The organism is Exiguobacterium sp. s150 (genome assembly GCF_018618435.1).
Classification (GTDB): Bacteria; Bacillota; Bacilli; order Exiguobacteriales; family Exiguobacteriaceae; genus Exiguobacterium; species Exiguobacterium alkaliphilum.
In genome coordinates this window covers 45,159-60,208 of record NZ_JACSMC010000006.1, presented here as the reverse complement: position 1 = coordinate 60,208, position 15,050 = coordinate 45,159, and the positions used below count along the sequence as shown (strand labels likewise).

The following is a 15,050-nucleotide window of genomic DNA, read 5'->3' as shown; positions in this document are numbered from 1 at the left end:
ACGAGGAGATTACATATGATTCGATTCGGCATCATCGGCACGAACTTCATCACCGACACCTTTCTTGAGACAATCCAACAGATCACAGGCACAGAAGTGACGGCCGTCTATTCTAGGACAGCGGAGCGGGCAGAAACATATGCCGCTCAATTTGACATCCCCCATACGTTCACGTCGCTCGAAGCGATGGCCGCGAGTGACGTCATCGACGCGGTCTATATCGCGAGCCCGAACGCCCTCCACGCCGAGCAGAGCATGCTATTCATGCGTCACAACAAGCACGTCCTCTGTGAGAAGCCGTTCGCCTCGAACGTCCGCGAGGTCGACGCGATGCTCGAGACGGCCCGTGCGCATGACGTCGTCTTGCTCGAGGCACTCCGTAACTTGTTCATGCCGAACTTTGATGTATTGCGCCAACAACTCCATCGCGTCGGTCCGGTCCGGCGCGTCATCTTGAACAAGTCGCAATATTCGTCACGGTACGATTTGTATAAGCGTGGGGACAACCCGAACACGTTCAATCCAGCCTTCTCGAACGGGTCATTGATGGACCTCGGCGTGTATTGCCTCGGTCCCGCGCTCAAGCTGTTCGGTCGACCGAACACGGTATTGGCGAACGCCGTCAAACTCGAGTCGGGCGTCGACGGCAGCGGCTCGGCCATCCTATCGTATGACGCGATGGACATCGTCATGCTCCATTCGAAGATTCACGGTTCGAACTCGCCGTCTGAAATCATCGGGGAGACGGGGCGGATCTTGATTGACGACATTGCCACGTTCGACCGTTTGACGTTCGAAGGGCGTGACGGGACGACCGAGGAGCTCGTCAGTGAACAAGTGACTCCGATGGCGTTCGAGATTCAGGAATTCATTCGGTTGATCGAAACGGGGGAGCGGGAGACGCCGCATCATACATATGACGACATGCGCACGCTCGCCGACGTCATGACCGAGATGCGCCGGCAAATCGACGTCCGTTACCCGGCAGACGCATAAAAACAAGCCTCGAGCGCGCGCTCGAGGCTTGTTTCATTCTTTGTTCAGGTATAAGTGTCGGATGAACAATCCGAGCGCGATCGTCATGATCACGGCCGGAATCAAGCCGACAAGCAGTAATGATCCCATGCGTTCATTCCTTTCCGAGCGCTTCGAGGCGCTGTCTCATGTCGGTGAAAGACTGTCCGTCTGAGAGGACGCTCAGCTCACCAGAGACGAGTTCACGCACATCATCGTTCCAAGCAATACTGAGGCTTTCTTCGAGTCCGGCGAGTGCACGCGACGTCCGTTCGATTTCTCGGGCACCGATCGCTTCGAGCTGTTCCCGGACTGCGAGGCGCAGGCGCGCGCTCAAGTCGTCACGTAACATCGTCCGGCCGTCCCCTTCGAAGAATTGGCTCGTGTTCTTGAACTGTTTCAACACCGGCCGGAAGGCGGTTTGGTCAAACGACACCGTCTCGACCGTGTCACGCAGCCAGTCGATCGTCACGTCCTCGTCGAACGCGAACGTCGGCAACAGTGGACGCAACTTCGCTGTCTCTTGCGTGACGAGCCGGGCCGTCTCGGTCTTCAAGAACTTCTCGAGCCGATACTGGAACACTTGAAGCTCCTGATGGACGTCATAGGCATACTTATCGAGCGTCCGGACGAGGGCACGTTCTAGACTCGCCTTCGAGCCGTCCACTTCGACCGGATGGAACGTCTCCTTGACGAAGTCCGACAGACGGAGGAGCGACCGTGTCTCGAGATGGGCGAGCAGTTCCTTCGCTTCTCGGGCGAACGGTGCTTCAAGGGACGTGATTGTAAGTAGTTTTCCGTCCTGTAATCGTTCGAGCCGGTCGCGACGTTTCGCTTTGACGCTCGCGTCGGCGTCCGCCTCCCGGACGACTTCTTCGAACGAGGCGAGGAGTGCGGTTGTCTCTTCCTTGATGCGAAGCGCGTTCGCTTGGCGCAGGTCGTGGTCGACGAACTGGCCGAGCCGTTCAGCGAAGCGGTCGAATCCTTCGTCTCGTCCGTTCATGGCGTTTCGGCTCGAGATCGGCAACACGGAAGGGTGTCTCACGCCGAGCTTCGTCAATTGCTGGGCCACATAGTCGGAGACGGCGTCCCGTTCCGTCTCGTCCGCCGCTAAGTCAGAGGCGTTGACGAGGAAGAACATCTGGTGGTCGCCCGTCCCTTGGACCCGCCCGAGCTGGATGACGAGCTCGCGGTCGGCTTCGGTGAAGGCGTGATTGTAATACGTCACGAACAAGACCGCATCGGCGTCACGCATATAACCGAATTGGACCTCGCTATGTCGGTTGAACTGCGAATCGGCGCCCGGCGTGTCGACGAAGATAATGCCGCGCTCGGCCCAAGGGGAGTCGACATATAGCTCAATCTCTTTGACGATGCAACTCTTCGTCTCTTCCGTAACGAACGAGGCGAACGTGTCGTAATCGACCGTCTCCGTCGTCCCGAGATGGTGAAGTGGGGCGTGTTTCACTGCGTTCACGAACGGATGGTCGAGTGCGAGTGAATCGAGTGTCGTCCCGTAACCGTCGAGTTCGGCCGCGAGCTCGTCACGTGACTTGAACGTGATCGTGGCGCTCTTGTGCGCTCGTCCGTTCGGCGGGACGATTTTCGTGATTGAGGCGGTGAGCGGGTTCGGTGACGTCGGCAACACCGTCTCGCCGAGCAGGGCGTTCAACGTCGACGACTTACCGGACGAGAATGCACCGAAGATGGCGAGCGTGTACGTCTCGGCTTCGGCTCGTTCGAGTTTGCGTCGGAGCGACCTCACGCGAGACGTGAATAACGGATGACTTTCTAATATTTCACATACCGCATACTCATAGGAAAAATCAGATAAGAAAGCGGCCAAATTATCATCCAAGACTGTCGTCGGTGCCACTTCTTTCTGTTGCTGGGCAACTTGTTGTTTCGGTAAATGCTCGACATCGACATAGTGACGGACTTCGAGCGCTTCGATGCGTTCCGGCGTCAAGGCGCGTTCCGTGTAGGCATGAAGTGCAGTCTGTCGTTCCAGCAGGCGACGTCTCGTACCGAGCGTGTCCAACATGTCGTAAAGTGAGTCTTGTTCGATCGTGATTCGAGCGAGTCGATCCGCACCGTCTGTCTCAAGGTACGATTCGACCGACGCCACCCACGGGTCGGACGCTTTCGTCACCCAGGCGGCGACGGCGGACTCGATGTCCCGGCTGAACTGAAGGACCGTATCTCCGCTAAGCGAGGCACCACTTTTCACTTGGTCGGTGATGAGCGTTGCCGGTGCTTCCGGCAACGCGTCCGGTCGGGCAAGCATCGCTTCTGGCAACTTCAAGTCACGGATGATGTCTTCCGCGTATTTGATTAAGTGCGGGCGCAAGTTCGTGTCGAGCAGGCGATTGAACTCTTTGACGGCGATTTCCTCACGGCGTGTCCGTTCTTGCCGCGTCTTGTCTTTCGAGAAGAACAGGCCGACCTTGAACGTCGGGGCACAGCTTTCCAAATAGTCCCGCAACAGTTCACGGAACTCATAGTTCATGATTGGCGCGCTGGCGACGATCGGGGCCTGGTGGCGGAAGAACTCGCGGCGGAACGCGCTGAGCCAGACATGTTTTTTCTCGAGTCGCTGCAGGCGTGCCTGAATCTCGGTCGGGTGCTTCTCCACAGACGGTAGCTGCTCGAGTGAACGGGCGTACGTCTGTTCCGAACGTGCGAGGAGCGTGTCCGTCAACTGCTCGGCACTCTCAACACGGTTGTCCCGTGCTGTGGCGATGACGTGTTCGACGTATGACCGTAGCCGTGTCACTTCGTTTTCCACATGGTCGAGTTCACGGAGCGAGATATAGAACACGTCATCCGGCTCGATATTGTGGTGCGCGAACGCTGCCGCGAGCGTCTGCTTGAACGACGAGAACGACAGCTCGCTCTCCTCATGCTTGTCGATTTGGTTGATGATGATTGAATACGGACGACCCTCGGCGCTGAACTGCTTCATGAGCTGGATATTCTGTTCCGATTGGACGTGGTTGTAGTCCATCATGAAAAACAAATGGTCCGCGAGGAAGAGCGAGCGTTCCGTCGCCTGACGGTGGCGTTCGTCCGTCGAATCAATGCCCGGTGTGTCCATCAAGACGACGTCGTCGCCGAACGGGAAACGGGGTAGGGCGTATTCGACCTCTTTGATTTCTTCAATCTTGCAAAAGTCACTCAGACGTTCGAGTTCATCTGTCCCGAGCTGAATCCAGTCCGTATCGTTGACCGCGACCGAGGCGCCGGTCACCTCGCTTCGAAGCGTGACGATGTTGGCGCTCGTCGGAATCGGGCTCGTCGGTAAGACGCCGTCCCCGAGCCAGTTGTTGAGCAGTGTCGATTTTCCGGCAGAGAAGTGACCGCAGACGGCGATCCAAATCTCGTCACGGGTCACTTTGCGGAGTGCCGTCCGGGCGAGACGGGCCAGTTCGGTCTCGTCTTGCGTCTCAAACAGGTCGGTCAATTGCGCGAGGCGCATGTGTTGTTCGTTCAACTTCTTCATCCCCTCATCGTGACTCCGTCGTGATTCCGACACGGTGCCCTATATAGTTGTTTTCTTCCCACGCCTTGACGACGAGATCGGCGACGTCATCGCGTGAAATCGGGCCAGAATGAAGCGTCCCGAGTTCGTCTGGTGTAATGACGATGTCCCCACCTGACGGCTCGTCAATCAATTGCGTCGGGCAGACGACCGTATAGTCGAGATCTGAGTCGCGGAGCAACTCATACGCATGGGCGTGGTCCTCGGCAGCCGTCGTCATCGTCCGTTTCGATTCGCGTGTCTCGAAACGGTACGCGTCCGTGTCGTGTGCCTGCAATATCCCGGCCGTCCCGACCGTGATGATACGGGTGACGCCAACTTCTCGCATCGCCTCAATCACGAGCGGGGTGAAGCGCGACAAGACATTTTGCTTGTCGGTGCCGAGCGCCGAGAAGACGACGTCCGCATGCTGCACCGTCTCCGTGACCGCGCTCAAATCGGTCGCATCTCCGACGATGACCGTGACCCCTTCACGTGATTCGATCGGTCGACGTGACAAGAGTCGCACCTCATGACCGGCTTCTACTAATTTCTCGAGCAACCGCATCCCCGTGCGGCCGCTCCCTCCAAATAAAGCAATGGTTGACAAGTAAACCCCTCCCCATCAAGATGAAAGAAAATATCCACCGCCATCATACCACGGAAGCGCTCTCGAAACAGCGCTTGACGGCTCCATTTGTTCGTATGTTTGAACCCGTGACAAGAAGGATACAAAAAAACAAGACGTGTATAAGGGAGGAAGACAGTTCGCTGTCGACACCGCATGAGATTTGGAGCTAGAACCATCAAAACCGGGATTTCGGTCGCCTTGGTGTTATTGATCGCCGAGGCGTTTCAGTTTCAACAAATCGTTGTACCGGCGCTCGCCGCCTCGCTCGCGTTACTTCCGTCCGTTTATCAGACGGGACTCCGGTTTTTAGAAGAGATGAAGGGGAACTTGATCGGGGCGCTACTTGCCGTCTTCTCGTTACTGTTGACGCCGAACCCGACCCCGATTGCCATCGGCGTCGTCATTATCATCGCTATCTCGATTCTTTTGTTCTTGAATCTCGAGTCGACGACACGGACCGTCATCTTGACGACGATCTTGATCATGGAAGGGGCGAGCCAATCGGACATGCCGATTTGGATGTTCGCCGGGGAACGATACTTACTCATCATGATGGGGATCACGGTCGCGCTTCTCGTCAACGCACTGTTGTTCCCGCCACGCTATGAACGGAAGCTCGAGGACGAGATCACGACGGTGTTCCAAATGGCCGTCCGCATCGCGCGTCTATTCTCCGAGACGGACGGAGGGCGTTCCTCGTTCGAATCACTCGAAGAAACGAAGAAGAAACATCGCGGTTCGAAGACGACCTACGACTTCTTCGAGGAAGAGATTAAAGCGAATCGCTGGCTCGAGAAAAAGACGCCGATTTATCGCCGGGCCGTCTTGAAGTCGAAGATGATTAACACGAACAGTGCCGCCATCCACGTGCTCGACAAGCTGCATGACGATTTTCTAACGCTCGAACATTTGCCACCTCAGCTCGAAGAAGAACTGTTGCGACATGTACGCCATTTGCTCAGACGACATGAGCGCCTATTCTCAGCGTATGAACTCGAGAACGAGCACATCATCGATCGGGAAGAGGACCTCATCCATGAGAACTTCGACTTCGCCAAGCTGATGATTGAGAAGATGCGAGACGAAGAGGAAGACTTGATCCTGACCGTCGTCCCGCTCGTCGCGACGATGACGGACTGGGTCAAGGCGATGAACGAGCTTGAACGTTATCTTATCACCGAGATGAAGAAACATGGCGACAACTTGAAAGTAGAACCGCGCAAGAAGTGGTTCTTTGAAGACTAAACCGCTCTCGAGCGGTTTTTTGTATACTTAAGCTATGTCGTTACATAAGGAGAACAAGATGCAGACCTACTTACAACACACCACAAAATTCTGGAACATCCGTGTCGGCACGGACGAGTTCGTCGTCCAATACGGAAAACGCGGCACAATCGGGAAAGTCCAGCTGAAATCGTTCGATACGGAAGAAGCGTGCAAGAAAGAAGCGGACAAGCTCGTCCGTCAAAAACTGAAAAAAGGGTACGTCGAGGTCGAGTACGACTGGGACACCCATCTTTACGTCGACGACCCGGAGATTGGGCCGCATCCGCTGACGGCCCACCCGGCGTTCATGCTACATTTCCAAGAAGACTTCTATTTGGACTGCACGGACGAATTCGCGCCGTTCGGGAGCGATGAAGGGGCCGATGTCCTCGATATGTTTGGAGAAGCGCTTCGAAAAGACCGAGACCTCGATTTTTTGGAAGGGGCGTATGCGATTCTATCGGACTGGCTTGAAGAAGACATCTCGACGCCCGAAGACTGGATGCAAAACGGGGACCGCTTCGCATGTGACGTCGTCATCCTCGCAAGTGCGTTCGCTTCAATCAAGCTGACTGGGCGAATCACGGATGCGTTAAAACGTTCCGCTCACGAAGCATTAACGACGATTGTCGACGAAGTCGAGCCTGAGGATGTGCACCGGTTCCAGTTAATCAACGAACAGCTTGCCGCTTTCCCCGTGTCAGATTGAAACTTTTTTCAGAAAACGGCGTATACTAAAGAGAGAGACGGACGAACGTCCGAACGGATAGGGGGAAACACCAATGTCAGAGATTGAAACAGCATCACCCATCAGCGGTACATTGCCGGTCGAGGCGAGAACCGTGTTCCGCTTATCGAGTGCCATCTTTTATGTGATCGGTTTGATCATCACGGGTGCGCTTGTATTCGCGGCCGTCTGGTTCGACTGGCCAGGTTGGCTCGAAGCCACCGCTTATGGGTTACTGGCGATTGCGGTCATCTACAGCCTAGTCGACATCATCGTCTTCCAAAAGTGGAAACAAGAGCGCTTCACGTATCTCGTCCAACCGCTCGAAATCAGACTTCATCACGGCATCATCACGACACATGATGTCTTAATCCCGATGACGAAAGTACAATACGTGCACGCCAAACAAGGACCGCTCCTTCGGAAATTCGGCCTTCAGACGATCACAATCGGTACGGCTGCCGGCTCACATGAGATTTACGCCATCGATGAATCGTTCGCGAAGACGCTCCGCGAACAGATCGCCGTCTACGCCCGCATCGAAGAGGAGGATGTCGTATGACCGAAGCGTCGCTCACGTGGCATCGGCTTCCGACACGGGTGCTCGTCCTACGCATCGTCGACATGCTGAAGTCGTTCGCCATCCCGATCGTCATCTTGTTCGTCTTGAACAACGACTGGGAGACGACGTTTGGCATCATCCTTCGCGTCGCCGTGCTCCTGTTCATCGGGTTCGACTTGCTGCAAAAGTTTTTCGGATGGCGCAACTTCCGATATGCCTTGGACGAGAAGACGATGTACGTCATCGAAGGGAACTGGATGAAGCAAGAGAAGTCGCTGCCGCTCTATAAGATTCAGAGTGTCCATTCGAACAGCCCGTTCTTTTACCGGTTGCTCGGCGTCGTCGAATTGACGTTCGATACGAATGCGAACAGTGACGACGCCTCGTTCAAACTTGCAGGCGTCTTCCCGAGTGAGGCGAAACGGCTCGAGGACGTGCTCGACCAGTCGAGACGTCGACGGCTCGAGGCCTCGGCCGAATCGAGCGAAACGGAGGAAGGAAGCACGGAGAAGTCGGTGACGATCGAGAAACCGCCGGGCGTTCGTCTATATACGCTATCGACCCGCGAGATTTTGATTGCCTCGCTCACGTCGCTGTCCGTGTTCGCCATCTTCCCGGTCGCCTCGACGATCATCACGTACATCGACGACTTCATCAACCTCGATGGCACGTTCGACCAAATCGGGGACTGGGTCATCAGCGCCTCGGTGATCGCGATCGGCGTGCTCGTCCTCTCCATCTTGTTCTTGTCGGTCGTCATCGGTACGGTGATCAACTTCTTGAAGTATGGGAACTTCGTCCTCGAACGTAGGGGTGACCGTATCCGGGTCGAGAAAGGTTTATTGAACCGGTCGGCCAAAGAGATTCCGTACGAGAAGATTCAAGCGATTCGCATCAAGGAGACGTTCATCCGGCGCTGGTTCAACATCATCGGCGTCGAGCTCGTCGCGGCCGGGACGATGGACGAGTTGAAAGACGAGTCGTCGACGATTCTCCCGTTCGTCAAACGGGATAAGGCGATGGCGGTGCTGAACGAACACTTCAGCCAGTTCGCCTGGGCCGACACGCTCCATCGCTTGCCGAAACGCTCGCTTGTGATCAAGCTGATGCGCATCAGCTGGTTCGGTGTGATCGTCACCGGGATTGTCGTCTATTTCTTCCGCGAATACGCGTGGTGGCTCCTCTTGTTATGGACGCTCATCGTCGGCGGGCGTGTACTCAGCTACTATACGACCCGCTATGCGCGGAACGGGGCATTCATCCAATTACGGACGGGGGCGTTCAACGTGCGCTCGTTCGTGACGGACAAACCCCGCATCGAACAGATTCACGTGACCCAGTCCTGGTTGCAGCGTCGTTTTGGGCTTTGTAACGTCGTCTTGTCGACGCGCGGTGGTCTGTTGTCCATCGAGTCGATTGAGGACATCCCGAAACGAGAAGCGGACGCCATGCTTGACTGGTTCTCGCGCTACAACGTAGAAAACATGAAAACACCGGGCTAAAGATGGCCCGGTGTGTCCCATTTGTGCGATTCGATTCACAATTTTCGCGTTTCCGTTACTGAAAACCGGGAACAGATATGGTATGATGCAAGTAGAAAGAGACCGGTGCTCGATACACCGGCCTCTGGCTTACAGGCTACCACTTCAAGAGTGGCCCAGCCGCCACAATGGTTAGTGAATCAGAAAGTGACCCATCTCATTGCGCCGAGGGGGTCATTTTTTTGTGCGTTCAGACGTTGCACGATCGGATGATTGGTGGATTACCAAGTGAACGATAATCGGAGCGAGGATCGGGAGGATTACGTAATCGCCGATCCAGGTCCAAAGCTGTTCCATCCGCACCACCGCCTTCCTCCATTGTGGACTTGGCGGCTGACCCCACTATTGCTGCGTTAACCTGCCCCTTCATTATAGCAGATTCTCTTCAAAAAAGATGCTAAAAACAGGAACGTTTGTTCTTATTTTAGAAAATGAAGCTTTAGGCGGAGTAGGTCTCACGAGTGGGTCGAAAGATAGAATTGAGTCAACATTCGCTTGCATGTCAGAAGTCAGACAGGATATAATCAACCTCGTGTGTATAACCACATGGGTGGGTGAGGGTGCCAATAAAGGATTGATTCCTATGGCAAAACAAACAGAATGGAAAACAGAAACATACGGGGGCGTGCTGAATTTTCTGGCGACAGCATACATCCCGGCCGTGCACGCGGCAATCTTGACACAAGCCGGACTCCCGTTCGAGGGAGCGCTCGTCGGAGCGATTTTGACAAGCATCATCGGAACGTTCATCGCAGGGCTTTTCAACTTGCCACTGCTCCTATTACCGGGGATGGGCATCAATGCGTTGTTCACGTACACGCTCGTCCTACAGATGGGACTGAGCTGGCAAGGCGCGCTCGCCGTTTCGTTCGTCTCGGGGGCGCTCGTCGTCCTGTTGACGGTGACGAAGGTGGCGAGGAAACTCGCGAACGCGTTCCCGCCAATTATTCATGACGGATTGACGGTCGGGCTCGGCCTGTTCCTCATCTTAATTGGCCTCGAGGCGGCGGGGATCGTCTCGGGCGGCGGTGGGGCTCTGCTTCACATTGGAGACCTCGGGGAACGGCCGGTACAGGTCGCGTTCTTGACCCTCTTCGTCGCCATCTTGCTCTTTTTGAAGATGGGACCGAGCAGTTTCCTTTGGACGATCGCGTTCGGCGTCGGCTTGAGCGCCGTCATGGGCACGCTTGACTGGACCGGTGAGTTCGCGCTCACACCGTTCTTCGAGTCGTTCGGCACCGTATTCGGAAGTGTCTCGTTCACCGAATCGATGTCGCCGCTCTTCCTCGTCGCCGTCGGCGTGTTGACGCTCGTCTTGCTGATTGAGAATATCAGCTTGATTCAGAACCAGACACGGGCGATTGATAAGGATGCGGACGCACCGAAAGGGCTCGTCGCGCAAGGACTGTCGACGATGGCCGGTGCACTGTTCGGCTCGAGCCCGACCGTCTCGACGGTCGAGGTCGCGGCCGGCATCTCGGTCGGGGCCCGGGGCGGCATCGCCTCGTTCGTCACGTCAGGGCTTTATGTCGTCTCGCTCTTGTTGTTGCCGCTGTTCGCGATCATCCCAGTGACGGCGATCGCGCCGGTGTTGATTATCATCGGTATGATGATGTTCCAGAACGTGAAGCATCTTCCGCTCGACAATTGGGAGCATGCCTTCCCGGCGATTCTCGTCATCATCATGATCCCGTTCACGTATTCCATCGTCGATGGGATCGGGCTCGGCTTCATCGCCTATACGATGATTGTCTTGTTCAAGAAGGGCTATCGGTCGCTCAGTCCGGTCGTCGGTGTCTTGACCGTCTTGTTCCTCGTTTTCTTTTCTTTACCAGTCTGGCTGTAAGATCGGGCGGTACCGTGTATGCGGTGCCGTTTTTTTGTATGGATAAAAAGGAGTCACATGACTTACACGGGAAGTAGTATGCATGAAACACGTGTGAGGAGAGGATTTGATTTGACGACATCTAAATTGTCTCAAAAGTTTGCGACGTTTGCTGAGAGAGAATGCCGGGACTCGAGCCCGCTCTATGAATCGTTATCGCTTCACATCTCGCAGGACGACGAACTGCTTGAACTCTGTAACGTGGCGAGGGACGGTCAACCGGTCCCGAACTTATTGTTCGGTGCGGTCCATTATTTGCTGATGCAAGGGTATGACCACCCGCTAACAGACTACTACCCGAGTATAGTGCGCGACGCTAAGCCCGTAACCGAATCATTGAACGTGGTCGAAGAAATTGGCCAGACGAGAGACGTTTTCCATCTCTCCAACAACATCCAAGACAAAGACTTGCATCTGGACGAATACGTGAACGGTGTCAAACGAGAGCAGACGATTGCGGAGACGGACGGGCACGGCAGATGGTTCAGATGGTTGTTAAAAGATGAGGCTGTATTGACATGAATACGATTATCGAGCGATTCGTTTCCATTCAAGAAGTCATGGATGCTCTTTGTTTACAAGTCACCAACTATAATTGGTTGGTGACGGACCTCGACGCCGTAATCTCAAATGACTCGTTAAAGTATTTCGAAGAGATTCAAGAACTTGAGGAGGGAGCGGCCTACTGGATAAAAGGTGAACGTCTACTCGAACTTGTCCAACACACAAACCTATACGTCATTTGGGGAGTATTCACGGCGTTTGAACGAAAGACGTCCATCACGTTAAACGATCTAATCGTCCATCCGTTCGCAGACGGGAATAGTGATCTATGGATCGAGTCACCCCGTGTTCAGCATCCGGATGCTATGTGTGAATTGATCTTTTGGGACTCAACATTTGTTTTAATGCTCAGCCAAGTTGAGGACGTAAGCGAGCGATTCCGTCAAACTTTCCCCGGTTGGCGAAGTTTAGAGGAATATAATCGTACGGAAGGGTTATTTGAATCGGAATAGATGAGATAGAATATGAGCGAATTCTTTACTTAATAAATCAAGGAGGACATTTTCATGACTAACACTTCAGACGTCATCGACGAGTTTGAATCCTATACAGCATGGCTTAACACGCTAACGGAATTGGATGAATCGACGTGGGAGAAACCGATTGCGACCGACAAATGGTCAATCAAAGCAATCGTCCTGCACATCGCCCATTGGGACAACCATCTGTTGAACGTCATCATCCCGGCCGTCAAAAACGGGGAAGGGATGATCTTCCCCGAGTTCGACTCGTTTAACGCGCGCGCGACCCAAAAAGCGAAACGTCTCTCTGGAGAAAAGGTGCTCCAGTTAGCCAAAACGAGTCGGAGTTCACTTATAGAAGGGCTGACGTCACTTCGTCACGAGACGATGACAATGCACACGACGGCAAACGGGGCGACCCATTGCCCGCACCAAGGTGTTCCGTACACACTTGCCTATATCGTCACCGAGTTCATCGAACATGACCGTTACCATCAGCAGCAAGTCGACCGAGTTTTAGGGGCGACGTCTTGAAGAGAAGAACGAAAGTACGAGACGTCAGACGAAGGTTGAAATGGTTGCGTTTGGATATCGCAGAACAGACCCATTCGTTTCCGACGACGTTCCATGACGGGTATTGGCGTAGCAAAATTCCAATCGATCAATCGTTCTTACTATCAATCGAGGAGAACAGCCGAATCCAGCAAGCCGTCATCGAGGCGATGCTAGAAGGGGGAGCTCGGCTTGTGCATCTCCGAGAAGATAAACAGTACCGGGTCGTCGTCTTGATTGACCTGCCGACGCTCTGGCAGTCCGAACTTCTCGTATTCGAAAGCGACGCACGACTAAAGGTGTTCATGGAACGCGATACGTCCGAGCAGACGTGGACGCGCTTGCCTGTCGACTCGATGTGCCTACAGCGGTTCAACCTTCCGGCGGACGTCGAGGTACATCGGTTCCATGAGCGGATTCAAGACGATGATTATACATATAGCGGGGAAGTATGGTTGCTCGTTCAATAAGCGGGCGACTTTTTTATGAAAAGACTAAATATTCTATCAAACTATATGCTATAATCCTTTCAAATCCATTTTCCATAAAAAGGATTAAATGGAATCGATGAATGAAGGGAGCCGTGACATCGGATGCGGTCGAATCAACAGTTTCACAGACGGATCGTTATATGAGAAAGGCCAAAGCCCTGTTTATATCCACGGTTTTGATTTCGTTACTGGTTGTCGCACTCATTTCATTCTCAGGTCAAGCCGCATATACATACTTTAAAGGATTGGATATTTCCGGGAGCCCTATCACGAGCTGGGTGACGGACTGTCACGACAAGCGAAAGTTGTTTGGGATTATCGAAGTGGTTGACACCAATCGTTGGTGCGGCGGTGGCGCTGACGAAGATTCTGCGTCTAAGTCTTCTGGAAGTGGGCGCATTGTTGGACCATCGGATGAGGAAGGTGGCACACCGAGAGGAAATTCGGATGACTTGTCTCCGTCATATGGGGAACCATCCAATGACGAAGCCGATCGCCTATCGTTGTTACCATACATTCTTAGCGCTAGCCTTCTGTTAATTGGCGCATGGTTGTGGCGTAGGCGACGTCTCAACAAAAAACTGAGTGGCTCCGTATCGACAGACGAAGTGAACCACTCAAGTCAAGAACCAGAAGAAAGGTTCGAGCAGTCCCCACGCTCAATCCATCCGTTGCCGGATTCCCCGTTGCGGCAACATCTAATTCAATTTGAGCAAGCGCTGCCGCCACAACAACGACGACGGCCGTTCGAGACGTTATCTGCTTGGGCGAATCGTATCCAGCTCGACGCTTCACTTTTGAGCTATTTAGAGACCCGGTATGACCAAGTCGAAATCACGCCACAACGGGAAGAAGCGTTCAAACAGCAACTCGATGCCCACTTACTTCGCCTAGAAAAGGAGCCACCCTTATGACCATCACACGCGTGCTCGAACAACTCGACCAAATCTATCTTGGAAAACCTGACATCACGCGCCTATGTTGCACGGCGCTACTCGCGAACGGACACATCTTGTTAGAGGACGTCCCAGGCACGGGGAAGACGCTTCTCGCCAAAAGCATCGCGAAGAGCTTCGAGGCCGAGTTCACACGGATCCAGTTCACGGCCGACCTGCTTCCAAGTGATATCATCGGCGCTGACTTCTTCAACGTGCAGACGCAGACGTTCGAGAATCGGACGGGTCCAATCTTCACGAATATCCTCTTGATTGACGAGGTCAACCGGGCCGTCCCTCGGACACAGTCGGCGTTACTCGAGGCGATGGAAGAGCGGCAAGTGTCGATTGGCGGGGTCACGTATCAACTGCCGGAACCGTTCTTCGTCATCGCGACACAGAATCCGATCGAGTCGGCAGGGACGTTCGCCTTGCCGGACGCACAACTCGACCGCTTCTTGATGTCGCTCCAAGTCGGCTATCCCGAGGCGGCGGAAGAACGGCAACTGATTTTACAGACGATCTCGAAGACACGCCACGCCGTCCATGCTCTCATGTCGTCCGAAACGTTTTTAGCGGCACAGCAAGAAGTCGAGGTGGTTCGCATCCATGAGGACGTCGTGACCTATCTACTCGCCCTCATCCAAGAGACGCGGAACCATCCGCTCGTCGAAGTCGGGGCCAGCCCTCGTGCGACACTCGCCCTCGTCAAGGCGTCTCAGGCGTATGCCTACATCGAGAATCGTCGCTTCGTGACGCCAGAAGATGTCCAAGCCGTCGCGACGCATGTCCTCGCGCATCGGTTGACGCTCACGCTCGAAGGAGACGTGAAATCAACGAAACGGGCCGTCCTCGCCGACATCTTGGAGCGCGTCGACGTCCCGGTCGAGAAGGTGTGAGG

Annotated in this window: 14 protein-coding genes; 12 read left to right on the top strand and 2 right to left on the bottom strand. The window is 54.4% G+C overall.

What is annotated here, in order from left to right; all coding sequences use genetic code 11:
* The first annotated feature begins 15 nt into the window (after window positions 1–15).
* Window positions 16–996 (top strand): Gfo/Idh/MocA family protein, encoded by a 981-nt coding sequence (locus KNP76_RS05145; protein ID WP_214843232.1) that lies wholly within the window; start codon window positions 16–18, stop codon window positions 994–996.
* A gap of 133 nt (window positions 997–1,129) precedes the next feature.
* Here the strand turns inward: KNP76_RS05145 and KNP76_RS05140 are convergent, their stop codons facing one another.
* Together KNP76_RS05140 and KNP76_RS05135 are read right to left on the bottom strand one after the other, a co-directional pair.
* Window positions 1,130–4,516, bottom strand: a complete 3,387-nt coding sequence (locus tag KNP76_RS05140; RefSeq protein ID WP_214843230.1) for a dynamin family protein — start codon at window positions 4,514–4,516, stop codon at window positions 1,130–1,132.
* Window positions 4,517–4,520: 4 nt separating this feature from the next.
* Entirely contained in the window at window positions 4,521–5,144 is a 624-nt protein-coding gene (locus tag KNP76_RS05135) for an NAD(P)-dependent oxidoreductase (protein WP_214843228.1), read from the bottom strand.
* Window positions 5,145–5,318: 174 nt separating this feature from the next.
* On the opposite strand from KNP76_RS05135, the gene KNP76_RS05130 reads away from it, so the two are divergent.
* From KNP76_RS05130 to KNP76_RS05080, 11 genes are all read left to right on the top strand, one after another.
* Window positions 5,319–6,410: an FUSC family protein gene (locus KNP76_RS05130; RefSeq protein ID WP_214843226.1), complete on the top strand. Its 1,092-nt coding sequence runs from the start codon at window positions 5,319–5,321 to the stop codon at window positions 6,408–6,410.
* Window positions 6,411–6,468: 58 nt separating this feature from the next.
* Complete coding sequence (locus KNP76_RS05125; RefSeq protein WP_214843224.1) at window positions 6,469–7,140, top strand: WGR domain-containing protein; 672 nt, start codon at window positions 6,469–6,471, stop codon at window positions 7,138–7,140.
* Between the two features lie 73 nt (window positions 7,141–7,213).
* Window positions 7,214–7,720 carry a PH domain-containing protein gene (locus KNP76_RS05120; protein ID WP_214843222.1) on the top strand — a complete coding sequence of 169 codons (507 nt, stop codon included), beginning with the start codon at window positions 7,214–7,216 and terminating at the stop codon, window positions 7,718–7,720.
* Window positions 7,717–9,222 (top strand): PH domain-containing protein, encoded by a 1,506-nt coding sequence (locus tag KNP76_RS05115; protein ID WP_214843213.1) that lies wholly within the window; start codon window positions 7,717–7,719, stop codon window positions 9,220–9,222. The genes KNP76_RS05120 and KNP76_RS05115 overlap by 4 nt, the downstream gene beginning before the upstream one ends.
* Before the next feature lie 622 nt (window positions 9,223–9,844).
* Window positions 9,845–11,107 carry an NCS2 family permease gene (locus tag KNP76_RS05110; protein ID WP_214843205.1) on the top strand — a complete coding sequence of 421 codons (1,263 nt, stop codon included), beginning with the start codon at window positions 9,845–9,847 and terminating at the stop codon, window positions 11,105–11,107.
* A gap of 111 nt (window positions 11,108–11,218) precedes the next feature.
* Window positions 11,219–11,668 carry a DUF2332 family protein gene (locus KNP76_RS05105; protein WP_251137352.1) on the top strand — a complete coding sequence of 150 codons (450 nt, stop codon included), beginning with the start codon at window positions 11,219–11,221 and terminating at the stop codon, window positions 11,666–11,668.
* Window positions 11,665–12,162: a hypothetical protein gene (locus tag KNP76_RS05100; protein WP_214843202.1), complete on the top strand. Its 498-nt coding sequence runs from the start codon at window positions 11,665–11,667 to the stop codon at window positions 12,160–12,162. The genes KNP76_RS05105 and KNP76_RS05100 overlap by 4 nt, the downstream gene beginning before the upstream one ends.
* Before the next feature lie 54 nt (window positions 12,163–12,216).
* The gene (locus tag KNP76_RS05095) at window positions 12,217–12,705 is read left to right on the top strand and encodes a DinB family protein (protein ID WP_214843197.1); all 489 of its coding nucleotides are present in this window, start codon (window positions 12,217–12,219) and stop codon (window positions 12,703–12,705) included.
* Between the two features lie 35 nt (window positions 12,706–12,740).
* A complete protein-coding gene (locus KNP76_RS05090; protein ID WP_214843194.1) occupies window positions 12,741–13,193 on the top strand; it encodes a DUF3916 domain-containing protein in 453 nt (150 codons plus the stop codon).
* Between the two features lie 197 nt (window positions 13,194–13,390).
* A complete protein-coding gene (locus KNP76_RS05085; protein WP_251137351.1) occupies window positions 13,391–14,128 on the top strand; it encodes a hypothetical protein in 738 nt (245 codons plus the stop codon).
* The gene (locus KNP76_RS05080; protein WP_214843192.1) at window positions 14,125–15,048 is read left to right on the top strand and encodes an AAA family ATPase; all 924 of its coding nucleotides are present in this window, start codon (window positions 14,125–14,127) and stop codon (window positions 15,046–15,048) included. The genes KNP76_RS05085 and KNP76_RS05080 overlap by 4 nt, the downstream gene beginning before the upstream one ends.
* Window positions 15,049–15,050 lie beyond the last annotated feature (2 nt).

Bases quoted from the DNA above. Each gene is read 5' to 3' on its own strand.
- KNP76_RS05145 (WP_214843232.1), top strand. From the start codon at position 16: ATGATTCGATTCGGCATCATCGGCACGAACTTCATCACCGACACCTTT.
- KNP76_RS05140 (WP_214843230.1), bottom strand. From the start codon at position 4,516: ATGAAGAAGTTGAACGAACAACACATGCGCCTCGCGCAATTGACCGAC.
- KNP76_RS05130 (WP_214843226.1), top strand. From the start codon at position 5,319: ATGAGATTTGGAGCTAGAACCATCAAAACCGGGATTTCGGTCGCCTTG.
- KNP76_RS05125 (WP_214843224.1), top strand. From the start codon at position 6,469: ATGCAGACCTACTTACAACACACCACAAAATTCTGGAACATCCGTGTC.
- KNP76_RS05120 (WP_214843222.1), top strand. From the start codon at position 7,214: ATGTCAGAGATTGAAACAGCATCACCCATCAGCGGTACATTGCCGGTC.
- KNP76_RS05115 (WP_214843213.1), top strand. From the start codon at position 7,717: ATGACCGAAGCGTCGCTCACGTGGCATCGGCTTCCGACACGGGTGCTC.
- KNP76_RS05110 (WP_214843205.1), top strand. From the start codon at position 9,845: ATGGCAAAACAAACAGAATGGAAAACAGAAACATACGGGGGCGTGCTG.
- KNP76_RS05100 (WP_214843202.1), top strand. From the start codon at position 11,665: ATGAATACGATTATCGAGCGATTCGTTTCCATTCAAGAAGTCATGGAT.
- KNP76_RS05095 (WP_214843197.1), top strand. From the start codon at position 12,217: ATGACTAACACTTCAGACGTCATCGACGAGTTTGAATCCTATACAGCA.
- KNP76_RS05080 (WP_214843192.1), top strand. From the start codon at position 14,125: ATGACCATCACACGCGTGCTCGAACAACTCGACCAAATCTATCTTGGA.